The 21,808-nt window shown below is 60.4% G+C and carries 21 protein-coding genes; 13 read left to right on the top strand and 8 right to left on the bottom strand.

Going from position 1 to position 21,808, the window contains the following annotated elements:
* Nucleotides 1-75: 75 nt before the first annotated feature.
* A complete protein-coding gene (locus tag ACA043_RS17295; RefSeq protein ID WP_497657518.1) occupies nt 76-1,692 on the top strand; it encodes a L,D-transpeptidase family protein in 1,617 nt (538 codons plus the stop codon).
* A gap of 3 nt (nt 1,693-1,695) precedes the next feature.
* On the opposite strand, the gene ACA043_RS17290 is transcribed toward ACA043_RS17295, so the two are convergent.
* Nucleotides 1,696-2,211: an HvfX family Cu-binding RiPP maturation protein gene (locus ACA043_RS17290; RefSeq protein WP_497657517.1), complete on the bottom strand. Its 516-nt coding sequence runs from the start codon at nt 2,209-2,211 to the stop codon at nt 1,696-1,698.
* A 198-nt stretch (nt 2,212-2,409) separates the two neighbouring features.
* Between ACA043_RS17290 and ACA043_RS17285 the strand changes: the two genes are divergently transcribed.
* The 3 genes from ACA043_RS17285 to ACA043_RS17275 all read left to right on the top strand — a co-directional run bounded on the left by ACA043_RS17285 (nt 2,410) and on the right by ACA043_RS17275 (nt 5,609).
* Entirely contained in the window at nt 2,410-3,294 is an 885-nt protein-coding gene (locus tag ACA043_RS17285; RefSeq protein ID WP_497657516.1) for a LysR substrate-binding domain-containing protein, read from the top strand.
* Between the two features lie 99 nt (nt 3,295-3,393).
* Nucleotides 3,394-4,509, top strand: coding sequence for an agmatine deiminase (aguA, locus tag ACA043_RS17280; RefSeq protein ID WP_497657515.1), 1,116 nt, complete (start codon nt 3,394-3,396; stop codon nt 4,507-4,509).
* Nucleotides 4,510-4,511: 2 nt separating this feature from the next.
* Entirely contained in the window at nt 4,512-5,609 is a 1,098-nt protein-coding gene (locus tag ACA043_RS17275) for an extracellular solute-binding protein (RefSeq protein WP_497657514.1), read from the top strand.
* A gap of 99 nt (nt 5,610-5,708) precedes the next feature.
* Here the strand turns inward: ACA043_RS17275 and ACA043_RS17270 are convergent, their stop codons facing one another.
* The 3 genes from ACA043_RS17270 to ACA043_RS17260 are packed head-to-tail and all read right to left on the bottom strand — an operon-like array spanning nt 5,709 to nt 8,240.
* A complete protein-coding gene (locus ACA043_RS17270; protein ID WP_497657513.1) occupies nt 5,709-6,326 on the bottom strand; it encodes a DNA-3-methyladenine glycosylase family protein in 618 nt (205 codons plus the stop codon).
* A 1-nt stretch (nt 6,327) separates the two neighbouring features.
* Nucleotides 6,328-7,125 carry an isocitrate lyase/PEP mutase family protein gene (locus ACA043_RS17265; protein WP_497657512.1) on the bottom strand — a complete coding sequence of 266 codons (798 nt, stop codon included), beginning with the start codon at nt 7,123-7,125 and terminating at the stop codon, nt 6,328-6,330.
* Nucleotides 7,126-7,157: 32 nt separating this feature from the next.
* Nucleotides 7,158-8,240: a bifunctional transcriptional activator/DNA repair enzyme AdaA gene (locus ACA043_RS17260; RefSeq protein WP_497657511.1), complete on the bottom strand. Its 1,083-nt coding sequence runs from the start codon at nt 8,238-8,240 to the stop codon at nt 7,158-7,160.
* A gap of 109 nt (nt 8,241-8,349) precedes the next feature.
* On the opposite strand from ACA043_RS17260, the gene ACA043_RS17255 reads away from it, so the two are divergent.
* From ACA043_RS17255 to ACA043_RS17235, 5 genes are all read left to right on the top strand, one after another.
* Entirely contained in the window at nt 8,350-8,793 is a 444-nt protein-coding gene (locus ACA043_RS17255; RefSeq protein WP_489881247.1) for a VOC family protein, read from the top strand.
* A gap of 130 nt (nt 8,794-8,923) precedes the next feature.
* Complete coding sequence (locus tag ACA043_RS17250; RefSeq protein ID WP_497657510.1) at nt 8,924-9,538, top strand: biliverdin-producing heme oxygenase; 615 nt, start codon at nt 8,924-8,926, stop codon at nt 9,536-9,538.
* The gene (locus ACA043_RS17245; protein WP_497657509.1) at nt 9,535-11,772 is read left to right on the top strand and encodes an ATP-binding protein; all 2,238 of its coding nucleotides are present in this window, start codon (nt 9,535-9,537) and stop codon (nt 11,770-11,772) included. Before ACA043_RS17250 ends, ACA043_RS17245 begins: the two co-directional genes overlap by 4 nt.
* Nucleotides 11,773-11,919: 147 nt before the next feature.
* A complete protein-coding gene (locus ACA043_RS17240) occupies nt 11,920-12,507 on the top strand; it encodes a LysE family translocator (protein WP_497657508.1) in 588 nt (195 codons plus the stop codon).
* Between the two features lie 162 nt (nt 12,508-12,669).
* Entirely contained in the window at nt 12,670-14,415 is a 1,746-nt protein-coding gene (locus ACA043_RS17235) for an immunoglobulin-like domain-containing protein (protein WP_497657507.1), read from the top strand.
* A gap of 99 nt (nt 14,416-14,514) precedes the next feature.
* On the opposite strand, the gene ACA043_RS17230 is transcribed toward ACA043_RS17235, so the two are convergent.
* The 3 genes from ACA043_RS17230 to ACA043_RS17220 form a co-directional block, all read right to left on the bottom strand.
* A complete protein-coding gene (locus ACA043_RS17230) occupies nt 14,515-15,348 on the bottom strand; it encodes a helix-turn-helix transcriptional regulator (RefSeq protein ID WP_489881242.1) in 834 nt (277 codons plus the stop codon).
* 62 nt (nt 15,349-15,410) lie between these two features.
* The gene (locus ACA043_RS17225; RefSeq protein WP_401269475.1) at nt 15,411-16,079 is read right to left on the bottom strand and encodes a class I SAM-dependent methyltransferase; all 669 of its coding nucleotides are present in this window, start codon (nt 16,077-16,079) and stop codon (nt 15,411-15,413) included.
* A 114-nt stretch (nt 16,080-16,193) separates the two neighbouring features.
* Nucleotides 16,194-16,559 (bottom strand): DUF6124 family protein, encoded by a 366-nt coding sequence (locus ACA043_RS17220; RefSeq protein WP_497657506.1) that lies wholly within the window; start codon nt 16,557-16,559, stop codon nt 16,194-16,196.
* A 401-nt stretch (nt 16,560-16,960) separates the two neighbouring features.
* Here ACA043_RS17220 and ACA043_RS17215 point away from each other — a divergent pair, with 401 nt between their 5' ends.
* Nucleotides 16,961-17,353, top strand: a complete 393-nt coding sequence (locus tag ACA043_RS17215) for a GFA family protein (RefSeq protein ID WP_497657505.1) — start codon at nt 16,961-16,963, stop codon at nt 17,351-17,353.
* Nucleotides 17,354-17,477: 124 nt separating this feature from the next.
* Here the strand turns inward: ACA043_RS17215 and ACA043_RS17210 are convergent, their stop codons facing one another.
* Entirely contained in the window at nt 17,478-18,308 is an 831-nt protein-coding gene (locus ACA043_RS17210; RefSeq protein ID WP_401269483.1) for an alpha/beta fold hydrolase, read from the bottom strand.
* Nucleotides 18,309-18,550: 242 nt separating this feature from the next.
* Here ACA043_RS17210 and ACA043_RS17205 point away from each other — a divergent pair, with 242 nt between their 5' ends.
* Genes ACA043_RS17205 through ACA043_RS17195 form a run of 3 tightly spaced genes read left to right on the top strand, consistent with a single transcriptional unit; the run spans nt 18,551 to nt 21,769 of the window.
* On the top strand, nt 18,551-19,006 hold the full coding sequence (locus tag ACA043_RS17205) for a (2Fe-2S)-binding protein (RefSeq protein ID WP_003224136.1): 456 nt from the start codon (nt 18,551-18,553) through the stop codon (nt 19,004-19,006).
* Nucleotides 19,007-19,026: 20 nt separating this feature from the next.
* Entirely contained in the window at nt 19,027-21,189 is a 2,163-nt protein-coding gene (locus ACA043_RS17200) for a xanthine dehydrogenase family protein molybdopterin-binding subunit (protein WP_497657504.1), read from the top strand.
* 1 nt (nt 21,190) lies between these two features.
* Entirely contained in the window at nt 21,191-21,769 is a 579-nt protein-coding gene (locus ACA043_RS17195) for a hypothetical protein (RefSeq protein WP_489881237.1), read from the top strand.
* Nucleotides 21,770-21,808: the final 39 nt, after the last annotated feature.

Raw genomic sequence — 21,808 nt, 5'->3', positions numbered from 1 at the left:
TTCGAGCCTGACTGTTCAGCGCACCTGATGTAAGGTTGGCCATCATCTGGATGGCCATGGATTGGAGTAAAGCAGTTGTTCAAAAAGTACGCATGCTACTTGAGCATTTGTTTGCTCGCTGCGCCGTTTGTCGCTTGTGCCGATGAGCCGCTGCCACCCTTGCAGACGCTGCCGACGCCACCGGCCGAAATGCCGGTCGAGCCGCAAAGCCCTTTGCAGGCCGTGATGATCGGTCTGCGACAGTCATGCCCGGCGATTGCAACGCAGCTCAATGGCCCGGCGCTGGAACAGTTAAAAGGCTTCTACCAACAGCAGGACTGGATGCCGGTGTGGGCCAGTGAGTCGGGACGATTGCAGGCGTTACAGGGGCAATTGCAGTTGTTGGCCGACGATGGCCTCAGCCCAAAACGCTATCCGGTCGCCACCACTGCACCGCAGGACGGCGAGTTGTGCGCTGACATCGACATCAGCCGCTATTACCTGCAAGCGCTGCAGGATCTGCATTACGGCCGTCTGCTGCAATCGCACTTCGAACCGCTGTGGCACGCCGACGAAGCGCCGCGTGACCGTCAGGCGGAATTGTTGTCGATTGCCGTACCGGGCATGCATGACATTCCGGCGGCGTTCGATCTCGCCCGGCCGCGTTTGACGCAATACCAGAATCTGCGTCAGCTCTATGCCGCGCAAAGGATCAAAGCCTTGCCGCAATGGCAGTCGGTCGGCAACGGCCCGCTGCTGCGCCCGTCCATGGAAGACAAACGCGTGCCGGAACTGGCGCTGCGTCTGCACAGCGAAGGCTATCTGACCGATTACATCGCCACGCCCGGCAATGCCTACGAAGGCTTGCTGGTGGAGGCGGTGAAAAGCTTCCAGGCCAACCATTCGTTGCAGGCTGACGGTGTGGTCGGGCCGGGCACGATTGCCGAACTGAACATAAGCCCGCTGACCCGTCGCGACCAACTGCGGGTCAACCTCGAACGTTTCCGTTGGATGGCCCAGGACATGGAGCCTGATGGGCTGCTGGTCAACGTCGCTGCGGCCGAGCTGATGCTGTATCAGGGCGGCCAGCCAGTCTGGCAGACACGCACCCAGGTTGGCCGTGCCGAGCGCCAGACACCGTTGCTCAAATCCCGCGTCACGCGTCTGACCCTGAACCCGACGTGGACGGTGCCGCCGACCATCTGGAAGGAAGACAAACTGCCGGAGATTCGCAAGGACCAGACCTTCCTCAGCCGCCAGAACCTGCAAGTGCTCGATGCCAACGGCCAGCCGCTGGCCGCTGCGGACATCGACTGGGACAATCCCGGCAATATTCTCCTGCGTCAGGACGCCGGGCCGCGCAATCCGTTGGGGCAGATGGTCATTCGCTTTCCCAATCCGTTCTCGGTGTACCTGCATGACACGCCGAGCAAGGCGCTGTTCGACAAGGGGCCTCGGGCATTCAGCTCCGGTTGTGTGCGGGTCGAGCACCCGATGCAACTGCGCGATCTGCTGCTCACACCGGCGGAAAAGGCCCGCACCGAGACCTTGCTCGCGACCGGCACCACCCATGAATTCCGCTTGTCGGCGCCGGTGCCGATCCTGATGACCTACTGGACCGCGCAAGTCGACAACGCCGGCCACGTGCGCTACGCGCCGGACATCTACAGCCGTGACAACGCGTTGTTGGTTGGGCTGGATCGCGCGCATTGAGTCTCAGCGGGTGCTTCGCTTCCAGAACACCCGCGCCAGCCAGGCATCGACACTCAACTTGCCGGCCCCGGCGAAGACCAGCGGCACCAAAGCGGCCAGGTAAATCGCCGGCAGCTTGAAGTTGCCGAAGCCCTTGTTGGTGATCGCATAACCCTGCGCCAGCTCGCTCAACGACGACCAGTCGGCGGGCCAATGCACGGCGGCGGTGGCAACGACAGTCACCACGATCAGCGCGATGGCCGAAATTCGTGTGCCGAAGCCAATCAGAATCGCCAAGGCACAAATCAGCTCGGCCCACATCGACAGTTCCCAGTTCAGCGTCGCCGGCAGGTGGTCGAAGGGAAACGGGAAGCGCTCCTGAATGTCTTCGAACCAGTTCTGGCCGTTGAATTTCTCCAGCCCCGACTCGAAAAATTCCCAGGCGATAAACAGGCGCAAAGTCAGCGGCGCGAGCCAGGTGCCGGCACGGTCGAGGTTCAGGTGCAAGCCTTTGAAGGCGGCGGAAAGGGTCGAGGTCATGGCAGTTCTCCGGTGGATTTTGGAAGTTGAATCGACCGGTGCATTTGAGCCTTGGGGTGTATCGGTGATGTGTCGTCGGGGTGGGGAATTGTGCGGTGGGTGTGTCTGCGGTGGGGCGATATACAGTGCGATACAGTCTGCACGCTGGACGCGCATCACCTGTCCGGTCAGCATGGCCGAAAAAACGGATCAAACCCCATGCGACGACTCCCCTCACTGGCCGCCCTGCGTACCTTCGAATGCGCCGCCCGCCATGCGCATTTCGGCCGGGCGGCGGCCGAGCTGTGTGTCACCGACAGCGCCGTCAGCCATCAGATCCGCCAGCTCGAAGAACAGCTCGGCGTCTCACTGTTCATCCGCGAAGGCCGGCAGATTCGCCCGACCATCGCCGCCGGGCGTCTGATGCAAAGCCTGCAACAGGCCTTTGAACTGATCGGCGATGCTTGCGATGAACTGCGCGACCCGTCTTCGCTGGCGGTACTGCGCCTGGCCGTCACCGCTGAGCTTTCGCAGAAGTGGTTGATGAGTCGCCTCAGCGATTTTTACGCGCGCTATCCGCACATCACTTTACACCTCTACGAACAACCCATCGACGCCAGCGCGCCGGGCGAGGATATCGATCTGGCGATCACCTACGGCACCGGCCCGGTGGACAGCAGCGCCTATTTCGTTCGCCCTTTGCCTGCGTTGCAATTCTTCCCGGTGTGCAGCCCCGGACTGTTCAACCAAGGCACCCTGAAAACCCCTAAGGATCTCGCGCGCCACTGCCTGCTGCACGACGATCAGGACGGCAAGACCTGGACCGCGTGGCTGACCAGCCATGCCGGCGATCAGCGTCCGCAACGTCAGTTGTATTTCGCCCACGCCGGGTTGGCGCTGGAGGCGGCGGCGCAAGGGCAGGGTGTGGCGATGGGCGACAATCTTACTGCCCAGGAAGATTTGCAGAACGGTCGGCTGGTGCGGCCATTCACTTCCAGCATGACGGCGCTGGGCCAATACGCGCTGGTTTGCGAACGGGTGCGACTGGAGCGTCCGGCAGTGGCGCAGATGCTTGAATGGTTCAACGATCAACTGGCTGATTGATGAGTTGAATTCAACTGTTCCGCAATAATCATCGTTGGCGGGCGTGCTGCGGACGACCTTAGCCTGTGGTCATTCCCATCCCGAAGACGAGGTTTGACCATGGCACGTTTGCTCGACTCCACCCCCAAACACGACGGCTTTCGTCTGCCCGGCGAATTCGAAGCCAAGTCTGGTTGCTGGCTCGGCTGGCCAGAGCGCACCGATGTCTGGCGCAACGGCGCCAAGCCAGCGCAGAAAGTCTGGGTGCAGATCGTCACGGCCATTTCGCAAAGCGAACCGGTCACCGTGTGCGCTTCTGCCGCGCAATTCGCTACCGCCCGCCGGCAGTTGCCGCCGCAAGTGCGCGTGGTGGAAATGACCTGCAACGACACCTGGTTCCGCGACAGCGGCCCATGCTTTGTGGTCAACGATCAGAGCGGTGAAGTGCGCGGTGTCGACTTCGAATTCAATGCCTACGGCGGTCTCGACGGCGGCCTGTATTACCCGTGGGACAAGGATGATCAGATCGCCAGCAAGATCCTTGAGATCGAACGCTTCGACCGTTATCGCGCGCCGTTGATTGCCGAACTTGGCGGCATCCAGAGCGACGGCCAGGGCAGCATCCTCACCACCGAACAATGCCTGCTCAACCGCAATCGCAACCAGCATCTGGGCAAGGACGAAGTCACCCGCCGCTTGACCGATTATCTCGGTGCCGAGCAAGTGATCTGGCTGCCACGGGGCTGCAAGTTCGATGAAACCGATGGCCATGTCGATGACCTTGCTTGCTTTGTTCGTCCCGGTGAAGTGGTCCTGCAATGGACCGACAACCGCGATGATCCGCAGTGGGAAATCTATCAGGAGGCCTACGACATCCTGCGTAGCACCCGCGACAGCCGTGGCCGCGAGTTGATCGTGCACAAATTGCCGCAGCCGGACGTGTTGGAGTGGACCGCCGAGGAGGCCGAAGGTCTCGATCAGCAAGACAGCACCCACACCCGGCAGGCCGGTACGAAAATCTGCGCGTCGTACATCAACTACTACGCCGGCAATAGTTCGATTGTCGTTCCCCTGTTTGGTGATCGCCAGGACAACATCGCCTTGGCGACCCTGGCCGAACTGTTCCCGCAGCACAAAATCTTCGGCATCGAAAACTCCCGGGAAATCCTCCTCGGCGGCGGCAACGTCGCGTGCATCACCATGCCGCAATACGCCGGCCTGAAGAAGGGAGCCTGAGCATGGGCCTGCACAAACTGACTCAAGCGTTAATGCTGGTGCTTGCACCCTTGTGTGTGCAGGCCGCCGACACCGCCAAACCGGTGGTCAATCTGTATATATGGGGTGAGTACCTGGCCCCGGATACCCTGAAGAATTTCGAGGCGAAAACCGGTATTCATGTGGTCGCCGATCACTTTGATTCGCTGGAAACGGTGGAGACCAAACTGCTCACCGGGCGCAGCGGTTACGACCTGGTGCTGACCGCTGGCCAGCACCTGTCGCGAGCCATCGAGAGCGGTGCGATCCAGCCGCTGGACAAGGCGAAAGTGCCGCACTTCGCCGGGGTTGGTGAGGAGTTTCGTCAGCACATGGCGGTGTTCGATCCCGGCAACCGTTATGCCGGGATTTACGCCTGGGGCACCACCGGTGTGGGGTATCAGGAGCAGGCGATCAAGCAGCGTTTGCCTGACGCGCCGACGGACAGTTGGGCGATGTTGTTTGATCCGGCGGTGGTCTCGAAATTCGCCGATTGTGGGGTGAGCCTGCTCAACGATCCCAATGAAGTGTTTGCTGCGGTCATGAAGTACATGGGCCTGGACATCAACCGGCAGAACCTCGATGACCTGAAACTTGCCGAGCAGCAACTGGCGAAAATCCGTCCGTATATTCGCTACTTCGACAACGACCTGAACATCAGCGACCTGGCCAACGGCAACACCTGCGTGGCGATGTCGTGGAATGGCAACGTCGCCATCGCCGGCGGGCAGGCGCAGGCGGCCGGCAAACCGTTCAAACTCAGTTATCGGATACCGAAGGAGGGCACGCTGATCTGGTTCGACGCCATGGTCATCCCCAAGGACGCACCGCATCCGCAGGCAGGGCTGGCGTTGATGGATTATCTGATGACGCCGGAGGTGATCGCGCCAATCACCGACACCATTCACTACGCCAATGCGATCACGGCGGCGGACGGGTTGGTGGAGGCGGCGATTCGCAATGATCCGGGGACGTATCCGTCGGCCGAGGTGAGGGCTTCGTTGTACAGCAAGAACGACAACGGCAAAGCGTTCAATCGGGCGTTGATTCGGGCGTTCAGTCGCTTGAAGTCTGGCCTGTAAATGGGTGTTAAATCGACTGACGCCTTCGCGAGCAGGCTCGCTCCCCAGGGAACTGCATTTCAAATGTGGGAGCCTGCTCGCGAAGAACGATAACGCGGTCTACGGCTTGGCCACCCGCCACAAATACCAAGCCGCTACGGTCCGATAGGGACTCCACGCCACCCCAATCTCGACCATTTGCCTGCGCGTCGGCTGCACCTCCAGCCCCTTCAGCCGCCGATAGCCCTCACGCACACCGAAATCATCTGCTGGCAACACATCCATCCGCTCCAGGCTGTAAATCAGCAGCATCTCGACAGTCCAGCGCCCGACGCCGCGCAAGCTGACCAGCCGCTCGATCAGCACTTCGTCGTCCATGGCCAGCGCCGTGGCGTAATCCGGCACCACGCCGTCCAGCGTGGCTTGGGCAATGCCCTGAATCGTCGCGATCTTGCCCGCCGAAAACCCGCAGCCGCGCATTCGATCAAAGTCGGTCGCAAGAATCTGCTCAGGCCGAGGAAACGACTGGCCGGGAAACAACCCGACCAGCCGCCCGATAATCGCATCCCCGGCCTTGGCATGCAGTTGCTGATAGGCAATCGCCCGCACTAGCGATTCGTAGGGATCGCGTGCCGGATGCGGTTGGTGCAGGCAGGGGCCGACAGCCGCGACGTGCCGCTGCCAATCAGCATCGAGCGCGGCCAGAAATTCAGTTGCAGCCTGATAGACCTCGGCCATGCTATTTCAGCAAGCCGTTGACTTCGCCGTAGGAGAACGCCTTCAAGTCGTGGGTATCGAGTTTGCCGCTGTCGAGGAAGCTTTTCACCAGCCCTGCCATGGCGCCATACATGAACTCGGCGATCCCGGAACCGGCGCTCAAGCGGCGTACGCCCAGTGCTTGCAGCTCGGCAGGCGAGGGCAGGCCGGCTAAGCCCAGCACGTTGACCGGCAACGCAGTGCCCTTGCAGATGGCTTCAATCTCGTAGGCAGCGGTGACGCCTGCAGCGAACAGACCATCGGCGCCGGCGGCCTGATACAACGCGGCACGACGCAGGGTTTCGGCGACGCGGTCTTCGGCTGGCACCAGACCTTTGAGGTAAACATCGGTACGGGCATTGATGAACAGCTTCACATCGCGTTTATTGGCGACTTGCCGCGCCAGTTCGATCTTGCGCGCCAGCAATTCGGGATCAGCCGATCCGTCCTCGATATTGATCCCGACGGCGCCCGCTGCAATGACCGCGTCGAGCACTTCGGCCACGCGCCCGAGGTCATCGGAGTAACCCGCCTCGACGTCGACGGTCAACGGCACGCTGATCACCCGGGCAATCGACTCCACGGTGGAAACCAGGCGTTCGAGGGGCAGGGTGTTGCCGTCCGGATAACCGTGCGCCCAGGCCACGGCGGCGCTGCTGGTGGCCACGGCTTTACCGCCCAGATGTTCGACCAGTCGCGCACCGGTGGCGTCGCCTACGTTGGTCAGGATCAGCAGGCCTTGCTGGTGCAATTGGTGAAACTGCGTGTCGAGCGCGTTCATCGAAATCCCTTCTTGTCGGTTGTGTCGAATCGTCAGAAAGCCAGTTGTTGCGTGATTTGCATCGCGGCGTTTTCCAGCCTCAGCAGAAACGCCTTGCGCGGCTGTCCTCCACCATAGCCGGTGAGCGAGCCATCCGCGCCGATCACCCGATGACACGGCACCACAATCGCCAATCGGTTGTGCCCGTTGGCCAGGCCGACTGCGCGACTGGCGCCGGGTTTGCCCAAACCGGCGGCAATCGCGCCGTAGGTGGCAGTGTGGCCATAGGGGATTTGCAGCAGATGCGCCCAGACCTGACGGTCGAACGGGCTGCCGGGCAAGTGCAGGGCGACCGTAAACGCGGTCAGTCGGCCGGCGAAATACTCCGCCAGTTCGCCTTCGATCTGCTGTAAATGCGCATTGTGTCCCGGGGCGACTGCGTAGCCGTAACGGTTCTGCAGCTCTTCTACTTCGCGGGTCAGCGCCGGCCGATCAAGAAACTCCAGCAATACAAGTCCACGACGCTCGGCCATGGCAATCATCGGCCCCAGCGGCGTGGTCAGACGCGTGAACAACAGCGGCTCGCTGGCCGCCGCACGGCCCGGGGTGATGTGGAACGACTTCTGGAACGCGTCGCGAAAGCCGCTGAGGGATTCGTAGCCGGAGTCGAACGCCGCGTGATCGATCGAGGTGCCTTGCCTGATCCCGCCCAGCGCCATGCCGAGCCGACGGGTGCGCAACCACGCATGAAAAGTCATACCGAAATGCTGCTTGAACCAGCGCCGCAGTTTCAGCGGCTCAATGCCTTCGGCGAGCAATTGCGCATCGCTCCAGCGCGTCTCGGGATCGGCCTCTACCGCGTTGAGCAGGCGCTGCACCCAGTCCGGCGCAATGGCCGCCGCGTCCAGCGGCTTGCAGCGCAAACACGCGCGATAGCCGGCAGACATGCATTCATCGGCATGGGCGAAGAATTCGACGTTTTCCGGTTTCGGCTTGCGCGCCGTGCAACTGGGGCGGCAGAAAATCCCGGTGGTTTTCACGGCCGTGAAGAACACGCCTTCATAGGCGGTGTCACTTTCGAGCATGGCGCGAACCATTTCGGCGTGGGGCGGCAGGGCAGCGGTTTGTATGTTCATGGCGTCAGAGTAAAACCGGTTTGTCGATGGCTCCACCGAAAAATCGACAGTGAATTTTTTTGTATTTGCACCACAATCAACGGGTCGCTGAATGTAAGGAATCCAACCCATGCAACCGTTCGTCATTCAACACATCGATCACATCGTATTGCGCGTCGCGGACCTGCAACGCAGCATCGACTTCTACGGCCGTGTGTTCGGCGCCGAAGTGGTCAAATACAACGAGCCGCTGGGGCTGGTGCACCTGCGCGCCGGCACTTCGTTGATCGACCTGATTGATCTCGCCGGCGAACTCGGGCGCAAGGGCGGCGGGGCGGCGGGTGCCGAGCGGCGCAACGTTGATCACTTCTGCCTGCGCATCGAGCCGTTCGATGAAGCGGCGCTGATCGCCCACTTGCAGGCACACGGCCTGAGCGTCGAAAAAGCCGCCACCCGCTTCGGCGCCGAGGGCAACGGCCTGTCGCTGTACTGTTTTGATCCGGATGGCAATCAGGTCGAACTCAAAGGCCCGTCCCCAGACAAGTCGAACTTTCCGGACACGAGCCGAGTCTGAACGGATCTGAGGGTGATGGTTGCGCCAGATAACGCTATCTATCCGGCGAGCATAGGCGTAAGCCATGTAAGTTCCGCCCTTGTGTTGCGAACCCGAATGGCCCCAGGCGGCCCCACCAAGAGCGATATACATGCCAGCAAAGGCCCGTGAAATTTATGTGCCTCCCGTGCTGCAAGATCTGCGAGCCGGCACTGCCGAACTGCACATCGCACTGGAAAAACGCCTTCCTTTTTTCTCCGATACCCTCGATGCGCAAGCTTTTGGGCGCCTGATGCAGGCCTATTACGGCTTCTACGCGCCTCTGGAAAACGCATTGCAGCGCAGCGGTTCAGTCCCCGACGATTTTGATCTGACGCCACGTCTCAAGACCCACACGCTGCGCGGCGACCTGCGTGCACTGGGTATGGCAGACGCCGCGCTGGCAAGCGTGCCGATCTGCCAGCAGTTGCCGCTGATCGACTCCAGCGCTGCCTGCCTTGGCGTGTTGTACGTGCTTGAAGGCGCAACCTTGGGCGGGCAGATCCTGCGCCGGGAAATCGCCGCGCGTCTGGCTGTGGATGCCGACAACGGCGCGGCGTTTCTGGATATTTACGGTGCCGCGACCGGTCGGCGCTGGCGTGATTTCATCGAATACCTGGGCAGTCGCCCGATGGACGCCGCCGAGCGTGAGGCCGTCGTGTGTGCCGCCCAATCTACATTCAGCTGTTTCGAGCGCTGGCTCGAAAGCCAGGAGGTGCTGGCGTGACCGAGCAAGAAAAAGCGACTTTTGAACAACTGCTGAGCAATTGTGCCGACGAGCCGATTCGTTTCCCCGGCGCGATCCAGCCCCACGGCTTGCTGCTGACCCTGAGCGAGCCTGCGCTGGACATCATTCAAGTCAGCGCCAACGTCGAAACCCTGCTGGCCCGCGCGCCAGAAGAGCTTATTGGTCAGCCGCTGGAGCGCCTGATCGGCGACGTGGATGCCCAGGCCGTGCGCGTGGCGTTGCTGCAACCGGCACTCTTCGATGTGCCACCGCTGCGTTTTCAGCTCAATGGCACGGCGTTCGAAGGTTTGCTGCATCGCCATCAAGGCGTGTTGATTCTGGAGCTGGAAATCCACGCGGAGAACTTCCAGCCACGCAACGTTGCCGGTAATCAAACCCACTTGGGGCGGATGCTCCAGCGCCTGCACGCGGCGACCACGTTGCAGGCGCTGTACGACATCAGCGTCCAGGAAATCCAGGCCCTGACTGGTTACGACCGGGTGCTGATCTACCGTTTCGAGGACGAGGGTCACGGTCAGGTCATCGCCGAAGCCTCCTCCCCGTCGATGGAAGTGTTCAATGGCCTGTTCTTCCCGGCCTCGGACATTCCCGAGCAGGCCCGCGAGTTGTACCGCACCAACTGGCTGCGGATCATCCCCAATGCCGACTATCAACCGGTGCCGCTGGTGCCGAAGCTGCGTCCTGATACGCAGACGCCGCTGGATTTGAGTTTTGCCACGCTGCGCAGCGTGTCGCCGATTCACTGCCAATACATGAAGAACATGGGCGTGCTGTCGTCGATGAGCATTTCCCTGCTCAAGGGCGACAAGCTGTGGGGCCTGATCAGTTGCGGCAACCGTCAGCCGTTGCATGTGCCGCATGAATTGCGCAGCGCATGCCAGACCATCGGCCAGGTGCTGTCGTTGCAGATCAGCGCGATGGAATCTCTGGAAATCAGCCGTCAGCGAGAAGAGAAGCTCGATGCGCTGGCGCTGCTCAACCAAGCGATGATCGATTCGCCGCAAAACGTTTTCGATGGCCTGGCAAACCTGCCGCAAACCCTCATGGCGCTGACCAATGCGGGCGGTGTCGCGATCATTGAAGGCAAGCAGATGCACCATTACGGTATCTGCCCGGAACCCGATGAGATCCGCGCCCTGCACAAATGGTTGCAAGAGAGCGGCCAGTCGGTGTTCGCCAGTCATCACCTGGCCAGCGTTTATCCGCCGGCCGCGCAATATCAGCAGGTAACCAGCGGCGTGCTTGCCATGAGTCTGCCCAAACCGGTGGAAAACGGCGTGCTGTGGTTCCGTCCCGAGGTGAAAGAAAACATCAACTGGAGCGGCGATCCGCGCAAACCGCTGGCGCTGGAAAATTCCGACGCCGGGTTGCATCTGCGTCCGCGCACGTCGTTCGAAATCTGGAAAGTCGAGATGGCCGGGATCTCCACCAAGTGGAGCCACGGCGACCTGTTCGCCGCCAACGACCTGCGCCGTTCGGCGCTGGAAAACGATCTGGCCCGCCAGGTGCGCCGCGAGCAGGATGCGGTGCACGCCCGTGATGAGTTGGTGGCGGTGGTCTCGCACGACCTGCGTAACCCGATGACGGTCATTTCGATGCTCTGCGGTCTGCTGCAAAAGGACTTCAGCTCCGAAGGTCACCATCCCTCGCGGCGCATCTCCACGGCCATCGACACCATGCAACAGGCCGCCGCACGCATGAATACGCTGCTGGAAGACTTGCTCGATACTTCGAAAATCGATGCCGGACGCTACACCATTACGCCGCAGCGGCTCGACGTGGGGCAGATGTTCGACGAAGCTCAAGCCTTGCTCGGGCCGCTGGCGCAGGACAAGGACATCCGCATTTCCTTTGAGGCCGATCCCGGCCTGCGTATCCATGCCGACCCCGAGCGCTTGTTTCAGGTGCTGTCGAATCTGGTCGGCAACGCGATCAAGTTCACCCCGCGCCTGGGCGCAGTCGATGTGCTGGCCAAATCCGTGGGCAGCGATATTGTTTTCACCGTGCGCGACAGTGGCGAAGGCATTCCCAAGGAAAACCTGGCCCGCGTCTTCGACCGTTACTGGACTGTGAAAGAGGGCAACCCGACCGGCACCGGCCTGGGTTTGTACATCAGCCAAGGCATTGTCGAAGCCCATGGCGGGCGGATTTTCGCCGAAAGCGAGGTGGGGCAGGGCAGCGAGTTCCGCTTCACCGTGCCGCGCCTGGACTGATCGCCGAAACACCTGAACCCCGTGTAGGAGCAACCTGCGGCAGCTCCTTTACAAAGTGTGTTGTTGGCAGGGTGATTTTCTTCAATACCGGGGGCGGGGCGCTGGTTACCGTGAGCGCCTTGTTCCCCGATTTGAAGCAGGTGTGCGATGAGTCTGATTGTTTCGATGGCGGCGTTTGCCCTGGCCGCGTCCATTACCCCCGGCCCGGTCAACATCGTCGCGCTGAGTTCCGGCGCGCAGTTCGGCTTTCGCGCCAGCCAGCGGCATGTCCTCGGTGCGACGCTGGGGTTTGTGCTGCTACTGGTGCTGATGGGGCTGGGCCTGCATGAAGTCCTCAAGCTCTGGCCGTTCATGACCCGCGTGGTGCAACTGGCCGGGGTGGCGTTTCTGCTGTTCATGGCCTGGAAGCTGGCGACCGACAACGGGCAGTTGAACGCCGGCGACTCGGGCCGCGCGCCATCGATGCTCTATGGCGCGGTCATGCAGTGGCTCAACCCGAAAGCCTGGCTGGCCTGCGTGGCCGGCATGGGCGCGTTTGTCGCCGATGGCGAGGCCCGGTTGGTCTGGCAGTTTGCGGCGGTGTATCTGGTGATCTGCTATCTGTCGGTGGGCTGCTGGGTGTATGCCGGGACGTTCTTGCGCGGCTATCTGAGCAACGCGGCGGGGATGCGCCTGTTCAACAGGCTGATGGCGGGGTTGTTGGTGGTGAGTGCGATTTATCTGTTGTTGCCGTAGCAGCCAGGCAAGGTCACCCGATTGCAGACTTTTTGGTGCTGACCGTCCGTCAGAAAACGCTGTCTACCTGTAATTTCTGACAGTGGGCGACACATTTGCTCCGGGTGTTTAATCCCTTGTATAGCGGCCGCCTTGCGGCCCCATTATCAAGGACGGTTCCTCATGACATCTGATCAAGCAATCCCTGGCGTGCTCGTGCTCTATCCGCTGAAATTCGCCGGGGCGACCTCTGGCGTGATTGTCGATCCCGCACCGCCGGCCGGGACGCCGGTTGAAGGGCTGCCGCAATCGAGTTTCAAGGAAGTCATCAGGCGTGATGGCAGTCGGGAAGGGGCGGTGCAGGCTATCGTAGACCCGCCGACGGGCGGCAGTTATCTCAATATTGCGCTGTATGTGAAGGGGCCCCGGGATACACAACGGCAGTTGCTGGAACGCAAACCGGTGCCAACGGCTGATCAGAATAAGCAGACGTCGTTCAACGTCTTCCAGTCATCGCTCAATGACGGTGTGCACGTGTTCACGTATGACGTCGAGCGCGTGAGCGGGAATGCCTCCACTTCGACGGAATCATGGGCGCTTTACTACCGAGACCTTCCCGGTGGCAACGATGTGCCCGGCAGCGGCGCTCACCCCGACCTGACGCTCAGCCTGCCGGCGGAGTTGGGCGATCCCCCGCAGATCGGCAAGGACGAGGTCGACAAGGGGGTCCCCATGACGTTGTCCTATCCATTCATGAGAGCGTATGACCTGATCACGCTTGAGTTGAGCCGGGAGCGCTTCACTTACACCGTACAACCCGGCCAGGAAGGCCGGCCTTACGTGATTACCGTGACCCGGGCGATGTTCGAACTGGCGGGTAGCAATGTGCGGTTTCCGATCGCCTACACCGTGGTCGATCAGGTCAACAACCCGACGGACAAGCGCCGTTGGTCAAGAACCATCGAGGCGAATGTCGACACCGAACTTGTCACGCTGCAACCAGCAATTCTTCGGGAAATACTGACTGAGAACAACGATGAATCAGCCGAAGTCGATCTGGGTAAAATGAATGGCGGGCCGTTATGGGCGTTGATCCATCTGGTTACGCAAATCTGGGCCACCGGTGATGAGATCCACCTGGTATTCACGGCTATGCTTGAGGGTAAACAAGTCGCCACTCATGAGGCGACATTGCCCATAACCCAAGTCCCTGGACAATTTTCATGGGATATCCCCAATGCCAAGGTCATTGAAGATGCCAAGGTGAGGGTGGTATATGAGCAACTTAAAGACGGCAAGGTGATCGGGATTTCGAGTGCAGCCGAGGCTCAAGTGACAGGTACAGGCGTGCCTGAATTTATCGTCGATACCCCTGTCAGGCTTTCCGGTCCCAATGTCTCGATCGCAGGTTCGGAATTGGAGAACCAATGGGTTCTCACTGGCGACTACCCTGCGGGCGCCACTGCAAAAATTAACGTGTCTGGCGGCGTTCGCCCTTACACGTTTGCAACATCAGACGCGCTCATCGTGTCTGTCAACTCTGAGGGATTTATTGAAAGTCAGGGAAATGGCGAGGCGATAATCACGGTGACGGATAGTGCGCTACAAAGAAGATCGGTAGAGGTTTTCTGCGAAAATGTTACGCGTGTTTTGTTTAGTTCAACGCTTATGACCCATACAGAATCAGTGCAATGGGTTCGCAATATGGGTGGAACAGTCATACCGCAGCAGGAAACTGATGCTCGTATACTTATTATCTCAAGGAAGTATTCTTATATTGTTGGTTACTTATATTATTGCGGAAATCCATCTGTAGATAGCAGTTGTTTTTTTTATCAGGGTGTAGAGCATTCTTCTAGTCCTTCAAAATGGTGGTCAGGGTACACCGGCGGCACAAACAGATTTCCTGTTCTGTGTTTTAAATCCTGATACTTAAAGTGTGAACAACCTATCGGTTTTATTTATCAGTGACGCACGTAGCGCAAGATGGAAATACGGGCATGAACAAGATCGTAGCTTCTCCCAAAGTCAGCCGCGATATTGGCCGGGGGTTGCCGCCAGATGCTGTTTGAACACCCGTTGAAAGTGCGCCTGATCGGCAAACCCCGCTTCAAGCGCCACATCGGCAATCAACCGTCCACTGCGCAAACGCTCGCGGGCGAACTGGATGCGCTGGTTGATCACAAACGCGTGCGGCGTCATGCCGTAATGCTGTTTGAAAGCGCGGATCAGGTAGGACGGTGACAGCTGCGCCGCGCTGCAAATGTCGTCGAGGCTCAGCAGCTCGGTGCAGTGTTCGCGGATGAAATCGGCGGCGCGTTCCAGCTTGAAATTCGGTTCTCGCACGGGCGCTTGCGCCGGGTTCAAGCGCAGTTGCAGATCGGTGAAAAACTCCACCGCGGCGCTGTGTTTGCGCAAGACATCCTGTTGGTCATTGACCAGCACCTCATACAACCCGTTGAGATCATTGAACAGCCTGGCGTCGTCGAGATGCGTGGTCGCGAAGCGACGAAATTCCACGTCGGCGGCAAACCCCAGTTGATGCTGCAAATCCGTCAGCCATGGCGTTTCCACGTACAGCATCACGTATGACCACGGCTGATCATCGATCGGATTGCACGCATGCACATCACCGGGATTCATCAGCACCACGGTGCCCGCCGCCACTTCGAACTGTGCCTGTTCATGCACATACGTGCTGCGCCCGGCGGTGATCGCACCGATAGAAAAATGCGCGTGAGAATGCCGCGCATAACAAACCTCGCGACCATCGGCGATGGCCCGCGCCTCGATAAAGGGCAGGGCGTCGTCGCGCCAGAAGCGTGGGGCTTTTTCAGGGTTTTTCGCGGCAGCGTGTTTCATCGAAGTCATCCCGGCGGGCCAGTGGCCGAGTGTATTAGCTCTGGCCGGCAAAGGCTCTGAAACTAGCACCGCTCAGCCACTAGCAGCAAAGACTGCGGCACAGGGCTTTGCGGATGCTGTGGCTCTTGCAGTGCGGCCAGTTGAAATCCGGCCATGTCCAGCGCGTTGACCCAGCTCGACAACGTACGAAAGTACCAGGGCATCGGTTGCCACTGGCCCTTGAACCCGGCGAACGTCTCTTCCCGCCAGCCGTCCTGATAATCACCCGCCGCGACGACCCAAGGGTGCAATGTCTGAATCACCAGTGCGCCGCCGGGCACCAGCAACGCGTTCATCGCGGCGAGCAACGGGATGATGTCCTGTTGCAGCAAAGAGAAATTCGCACAGATGAGGTCATAGTCGCGACCGATGTCCACCGTAGCCTCAACCAACGCTTCATAACTGGCGACATGCGCCTGCGATGCACCGGCCAGACGCGCCGCTTCCACCAGCGTCGCATCGCCATCCACGCCCGTCGCCTCAATGCCCCGATCCACCAGTGCCCGCAACAGCCAGCCTTCGCCGCAACCGAGGTCGAGCACCCGCTGCGATTGACGGCCCATGATCGCCAACAGAATCGCCTGATCGGTGACCTGTTGACGGCTTTCGATGGCGCCGCTGCGGATCACTTCGATCCAGGCGTGGGCGTTGTCGTGCCAGCTCTGCAAAAGGGTGGATTCGAGGGAGGGCATGTCGGTGTCCGGACAGTTGAGTGGAGGATGCCGTTTGCAAAAAATCAGTATGGACGCCGGACTCAAGATCGCCATGCAGGATGCACTGGCCCTGCATGGCGATCCGTCGGGTACCTAACGCGGCAGGCGCAGCTTATCCAGCAATCGGTTGACCAACAGCTCGTTCAACATGATCACCTGTTGCAGCGCCAGCAGCGGTTTACGCTCCGGGCCACCCACCGAGTCGGCGATGTTACCGGCCATGGCATGGGCGTATGACAGCGATTCACAGGCTTCGACCAGCAGGGTTTCGTCATCCAGCGTGGGGTCGACGAGAAAGACGGGGCGAGGCTTGGGCGAACTTGGCGGAGCCGCCAGGTTTTCGGGTTTGAGGTAGTAGTCGAGGGCGCGATCGGTCGCCTCTTTTACCTTTTGCGGGTCAAGCGCGGGGTCGTGGGGGATTGGATCGGTGTGTGGTGGGTTAGGCGTAACTTTGAACATATATCTAATTCCTAAAGTAGGGCCGCAACCGTTCTCTACTAAAAGAAGGGTGGCGGCTGTGCGCAGGTTAGTAGACCGGTGGAATTAGCAAGACCGGCGCGCCCGAGAGCGCCCTGCGCACAACCACCATCAAGTGCAGGAAAACGACCTACCTGACTGAATGGTGCTCATGCACTTACTAATACCAATCGGGCTACTAAACCCGACCACTGATCGGCAGTGGCAGGGAAACGATAGAGGTCGAGGACTAAGCGCACAAGCCGGCGGATTCTGGCGTACGCGTAGGTAACGGCGCAAGGTGTTGTAGCCTGTATGGCGTAACGCGGCGTGTCATTTAAACGCGCTCAGAGAATGATGTTTATGCATGAAAAATGTCGGATGGCGGAAGGAGGAGGTGCAACATGAACCCATTCACCGGCGGTTGCCTCTGCGGCGATGTCCGTTTCGAAGTGACAGGCCAGCCCTACCGCGTCGGCATCTGCCACTGCCTCGACTGCCGCAAGCGCCACGGCGCGCTGTTCGGTACCTCGGCCATATTTCCCGAGGATGCGTTGAAGGTCATCGGCGAAACCCGTGACTATAACGGGCGCTTTTTCTGCCCGCGCTGCGGCTCACCGGTGTTCACGCGTTCGGCAGATGAAGTCGAAGTCAACGTCGGGTCGCTCGATGAACCGAACCAGTGCAAGCCCACCTATGAGCTCTGGACCATTCGCCGTGAGGCGTGGCTACCGGCGCTGCCACTGGCTCACCATTACGAACGTGACCGTGAAGGCACAGAGCGCACAGAGCAATAGTGGACCCATTGTGGGAGCGAGCCTGCTCGCGAAAGCGGTGGGTCATTCAGCTCAAGTGCAACTGACAGATTGCTTTCGCGAGCAGGCTCGCTCCCACAGGGGAAGTGGATGGCTGCTGTTCAACTCAGCCGCGAATAAAGGCTAAAAGATCCGCGTTAATCGTCTCCGCCTCAGTCGTCGGCATCCCGTGCGGAAACCCCGGATACGACTTCAACGTGCCATTGGGCAGCAACTTGGCCGACAACGGCCCCGAGTTCGCATACGGCACAATCTGATCATCCTCGCCATGCATCACCAGCACCGGCACGGTTACCTTCTTCAAGTCTTCGGTGAAATCCGTCTGCGAGAACGCCACGATGCCGTCGTAATGCGCCTTGGCGCCGCCGATCATGCCCTGACGCCACCAGTTGGCGATGATGCCTTCCGACGGCGTGGCCCCCGGCCGGTTGTAGCCATAAAAAGGCCCACTCGGAATATCGCGATAAAACTGCGCCCGATTCGCCGCCAGTTGCGCCTGCAAATCATCGAACACTGATTTCGGCAAACCACCCGGATTGCTCTCGGTCTGCACCATCAATGGCGGCACGGCGCTTATGAGCACCCCTTTGGCGACGTTGTCCTGACCATGGCGGGCGATGTAATGGATGACTTCGCCGCCACCAGTGGAGTGGCCGACATGCACGACGTTTTTCACGCCCAGGTGGTTGACCACGGCCAGGGCATCATCGGCGTAGTGATCCATATCGTGGCCATCCCAGACCTGACTGGAGCGCCCATGGCCCCGGCGATCATGGGCAATCACCCGAAAGCCTTGCCCCAGAAAGAACAGCATCTGCGCGTCCCAGTCATCCGAACTCAGTGGCCAGCCGTGGTGGAAGTGGATGACCGGGGCGTCTTTCGGCCCCCAGTCCTTGTAGAAAATCTCGACGCCGTCTTTGGTGGTGACAAATCCCATGTTTGCTACTCCTGACCAGTGTGGAGGATCGGTTTGCATGACGAGCGTGCCCGCGCGCTCACTCGGGTGAGAGCCGTTATCAACTGTAGGATTAAAGCCGACATCTGCATGACCGGCGGTCGCCGCATCTGGCCTAAAACGCAAATTGCGCTTAGCTGAATGGGATAAGCCGAGGCGCGCGCAGGCATTGATGGCCGCAGCAACGCCCCTTCAGAACACCGTGAGTCTGAGGAAATTTCCCGATGCTGACCTTGAATATCAATGGCAAGGATCAGGAGCTCGATGTCCCCGCGGACATGCCGTTGCTCTGGGTCCTGCGCGATGTCGCGCACCTGACCGGTACCAAATTCGGCTGCGGCATGGCCCAGTGCGGCGCCTGTACCGTGCATGTCGATGGTGCGCCGTTGCGCGCCTGTATCACCCCGGCCACCGCCGTCGCCCATGGGCAGAAAATTCTCACCATCGAAGGCTTGTCCACGGACGGTTCGCACCCGGTGCAGCAAGCCTGGGCCGAACTTGATGTGGTGCAGTGCGGTTACTGTCAGTCCGGGCAGATCATGTCCGCCGCTGCTTTATTGGCGAAGATTCCCAAACCCACCGACAGCGATATCGATCAGGCGCTCTCCGGCAATATCTGCCGCTGCGGCACCTACCCAAGAATTCGTGCCGCGGTCAAACGTGCGTCCGAGATCGGTTGAACCTGACGGGGAGGTAGACCATGAACAGTCCCGTATCGCGTCGGGGTTTTCTCAAGGGCAGCGCCATGTTGGGCGGCGGTCTGGTGGTGGCGTTTGTCGTGCCCGGTGCCCATCGTTTTGCTTTGGCGGCAGAGAATGAAGGCAAGGTCTTCGCGCCGAACGCTTTCCTGCGTATCGCCGCTGATAACAGCGTCACCGTGCTGCTTGGCCATTCGGAAATGGGGCAGGGCATCTGGACTGGCCTGACCATGCTGATCGCCGAAGAGCTGGATGCCGACTGGTCGAAAATACGTGTCGAACATTCGCCGGCTTCGGCAGCGGATTACGGCATGCCCGGTTTTGGCGGCATGCAGATTACCGGTGGCTCGACGTCAACCTGGATGGAGTTCGACCGCTATCGGTTGGCGGGTGCTACGGCGCGGCAGATGCTGGTGGAAGCGGCGGCCAAGCGTTTTGAGGTGGCGCCTTCGACGATTCGCACTGAATCGGGCGTGGTGATCGCGGGTGATAAACGCGCGACTTATGGCGAATTGGCCGACGCCGCCGGGCAACTGCCAGTGCCGGACCCTAAATCCATCACGTTCAAAGAGGCCAAGGATTGGAAAGTCATTGGCAAACCCACCAAACGCCTCGACACCCCGGAGAAAATCACCGGTCGCGCCAAGTTCGGCATGGACGTGCAATTTGAAGGGTTGATGACCGCCATGGTCGCCCGCGCGCCAGCGTTCGGGGCCACGGTCAAATCCTTCGAAGGCGCCGAGGCGCTGGCGGTGCCGGGCGTGCATAAAGTGCTGCAAGTGCCGACCGGTGTGGCGGTGATCGCTGACCATTACTGGGCGGCGAAACTGGGTCGCGACGCGCTGAAGGTTGATTGGGATCTGGGGCCGCACGCGGATCTGAACAGTGAAAAACTGCTCGAGAGCTTTCGCAAACTGGCCGCGACACCGGGCACTTCGGCCAGTCAGGCCGGGGATGCCAAGGGTAATTTCAGCAAAGCGGCGAAGAAAGTCGACGTCGAATACAGCGTGCCTTATCTCGCCCATGCGCCGATGGAACCCTTGAATTGCACGGTAAAAATCAGCGCCGAGAAGTGTGAGATCTGGACGGGTACGCAGTTTCAGACGCTGGATCAGATGGTCGCCGGGAAAATCACCGGGCTGAAACCCGAGCAAGTGGAAATCCACACAGAATTCCTCGGCGGTGGTTTTGGCCGGCGGGCCAATCCGACCTCGGACTTTGTCGCCGAAGCGGTGGAGGTGGCGAAAGCGGCAGGCATGCCGGTAAAAACCGTGTGGTCGCGGGAGGATGACATTCGTGGCGGTTACTACCGTTCGATGTTCCTGCACCAGGCGCGTGTGGGGCTTGGTGCCGATGGGCTGCCGCTGGCCTGGCAGCATGTGCTGGTCGGCCAGTCAATCATGACCGGCACGTTGATGGAAGCGACCATGGTCAAAAATGGCATCGATCCGACCTCGGTCGAGGGCGTCGCCGACAGCCCTTACGTCAAAGACCTGGCCCATCATCAGGTCGAGCTGCACTCGCCGCAGACCGGCATCAATGTGTTGTGGATGCGTTCGGTGGGGCATACCCATACCGCGTTTGTCATGGAATCGCTGATCGATGAACTGGCCACAGCGGCGGGCAAGGACCCGCTGGAATATCGACGTACGCTGCTCAAGGCGCATCCGCGGCATCTCGGCGTGCTCAATCTGGCGGTGGAGAAGGCCAACTGGAAAGCGCCGTTGCCTGACGGCCATGCCTTGGGCGTGGCGGTACACGAGTCGTTCGGCAGTTATGTGGCGCAGGTGGCCGAGGTCTCGCAGGACAATCTGGCCATTCGTGTGCATCGGGTGGTGTGTGCGGTGGATTGTGGGATCGCGGTCAACCCGCAGAGCATCGCCGCGCAGATGGAGTCGTGCATCACCTTCGGCCTGGGCATGGCGTTGCACAATAAGCTCACGCTGAAGAACGGCGGGGTGGTGCAGTCCAACTATCACGATTATCAGGTGCTGCGGCTCAACGAGATGCCGGTGGTCGAGGTGCATATCGTGCCCAGCAGCGAGAAACCCGGCGGCATCGGCGAGGCCGGTGTGCCGCCGACCGCGCCGGCGGTGGCCAACGCGCTGTTTGCCTTGACCGGGCAACGCCTGCGCGAGCTGCCGCTGCAACTGTCGGGGGTGTGAGATGAAACGACATCTGCTGTTGGGAACGGTGGTTTTGCTTGGGTTGGGCGGCTACGCCTCAGACTTGTTCGCCGAGGATCAGGAAGCCTTGAAGGCGTTCGGCACGATTCAGAAAGTTTTCCAGAGCCCGCGCTGCCAGAACTGCCACATCCCCGGGGACTCACCGCTGCAGTTCGATGCCGGCACGCCACACGCGATGAACGTGGTGCGCGGCATGGACGGCAAAGGCGCCGCCGGTTTGCCCTGCGCGACCTGTCATGCCGAAAGCAATCCGCCGGCCAGTTACGGCCCCCACGCACCACCGGGCGCGCCGCACTGGAGCCTGCCACCGGCCGCGCACAAAATGGCCTGGATCGGCCTGCCGCCGGACAAGTTGTGCGCAATGATCAAGGACCGTTCCAGCAACGGTGACCGCGATTTTGCCGCGCTGATCAAACACGTCAGCGAGGACAAACTGGTGCTCTGGGGTTGGAATCCCGGAACAGGGCGTGCGCCGGTGCCGGTGCCGCACGACCTATTCGTGAACCAGTTCAAGCTCTGGGCTGATGCTGGCGGGCCATGTCCGGTGGCCGGGAGTTGACGGTGTGACCGGGCGGCGAATCAGGCTACTCTAAGGGCC

The organism is Pseudomonas sp. LBUM1648, from assembly GCF_059716145.1.
This window is presented reverse-complemented; position numbering and strand designations above follow the sequence as displayed.

Bases quoted from the DNA above. Each gene is read 5' to 3' on its own strand.
- ACA043_RS17290 (WP_497657517.1), bottom strand. From the start codon at position 2,211: ATGACCTCGACCCTTTCCGCCGCCTTCAAAGGCTTGCACCTGAACCTC.
- ACA043_RS17285 (WP_497657516.1), top strand. From the start codon at position 2,410: ATGCGACGACTCCCCTCACTGGCCGCCCTGCGTACCTTCGAATGCGCC.
- aguA (WP_497657515.1), top strand. From the start codon at position 3,394: ATGGCACGTTTGCTCGACTCCACCCCCAAACACGACGGCTTTCGTCTG.
- ACA043_RS17275 (WP_497657514.1), top strand. From the start codon at position 4,512: ATGGGCCTGCACAAACTGACTCAAGCGTTAATGCTGGTGCTTGCACCC.
- ACA043_RS17270 (WP_497657513.1), bottom strand. From the start codon at position 6,326: ATGGCCGAGGTCTATCAGGCTGCAACTGAATTTCTGGCCGCGCTCGAT.
- ACA043_RS17265 (WP_497657512.1), bottom strand. From the start codon at position 7,125: ATGAACGCGCTCGACACGCAGTTTCACCAATTGCACCAGCAAGGCCTG.
- ACA043_RS17260 (WP_497657511.1), bottom strand. From the start codon at position 8,240: ATGAACATACAAACCGCTGCCCTGCCGCCCCACGCCGAAATGGTTCGC.
- ACA043_RS17255 (WP_489881247.1), top strand. From the start codon at position 8,350: ATGCAACCGTTCGTCATTCAACACATCGATCACATCGTATTGCGCGTC.
- ACA043_RS17250 (WP_497657510.1), top strand. From the start codon at position 8,924: ATGCCAGCAAAGGCCCGTGAAATTTATGTGCCTCCCGTGCTGCAAGAT.
- ACA043_RS17240 (WP_497657508.1), top strand. From the start codon at position 11,920: ATGAGTCTGATTGTTTCGATGGCGGCGTTTGCCCTGGCCGCGTCCATT.
- ACA043_RS17235 (WP_497657507.1), top strand. From the start codon at position 12,670: ATGACATCTGATCAAGCAATCCCTGGCGTGCTCGTGCTCTATCCGCTG.
- ACA043_RS17230 (WP_489881242.1), bottom strand. From the start codon at position 15,348: ATGAAACACGCTGCCGCGAAAAACCCTGAAAAAGCCCCACGCTTCTGG.
- ACA043_RS17225 (WP_401269475.1), bottom strand. From the start codon at position 16,079: ATGCCCTCCCTCGAATCCACCCTTTTGCAGAGCTGGCACGACAACGCC.
- ACA043_RS17220 (WP_497657506.1), bottom strand. From the start codon at position 16,559: ATGTTCAAAGTTACGCCTAACCCACCACACACCGATCCAATCCCCCAC.
- ACA043_RS17215 (WP_497657505.1), top strand. From the start codon at position 16,961: ATGAACCCATTCACCGGCGGTTGCCTCTGCGGCGATGTCCGTTTCGAA.
- ACA043_RS17210 (WP_401269483.1), bottom strand. From the start codon at position 18,308: ATGGGATTTGTCACCACCAAAGACGGCGTCGAGATTTTCTACAAGGAC.
- ACA043_RS17205 (WP_003224136.1), top strand. From the start codon at position 18,551: ATGCTGACCTTGAATATCAATGGCAAGGATCAGGAGCTCGATGTCCCC.
- ACA043_RS17200 (WP_497657504.1), top strand. From the start codon at position 19,027: ATGAACAGTCCCGTATCGCGTCGGGGTTTTCTCAAGGGCAGCGCCATG.
- ACA043_RS17195 (WP_489881237.1), top strand. From the start codon at position 21,191: ATGAAACGACATCTGCTGTTGGGAACGGTGGTTTTGCTTGGGTTGGGC.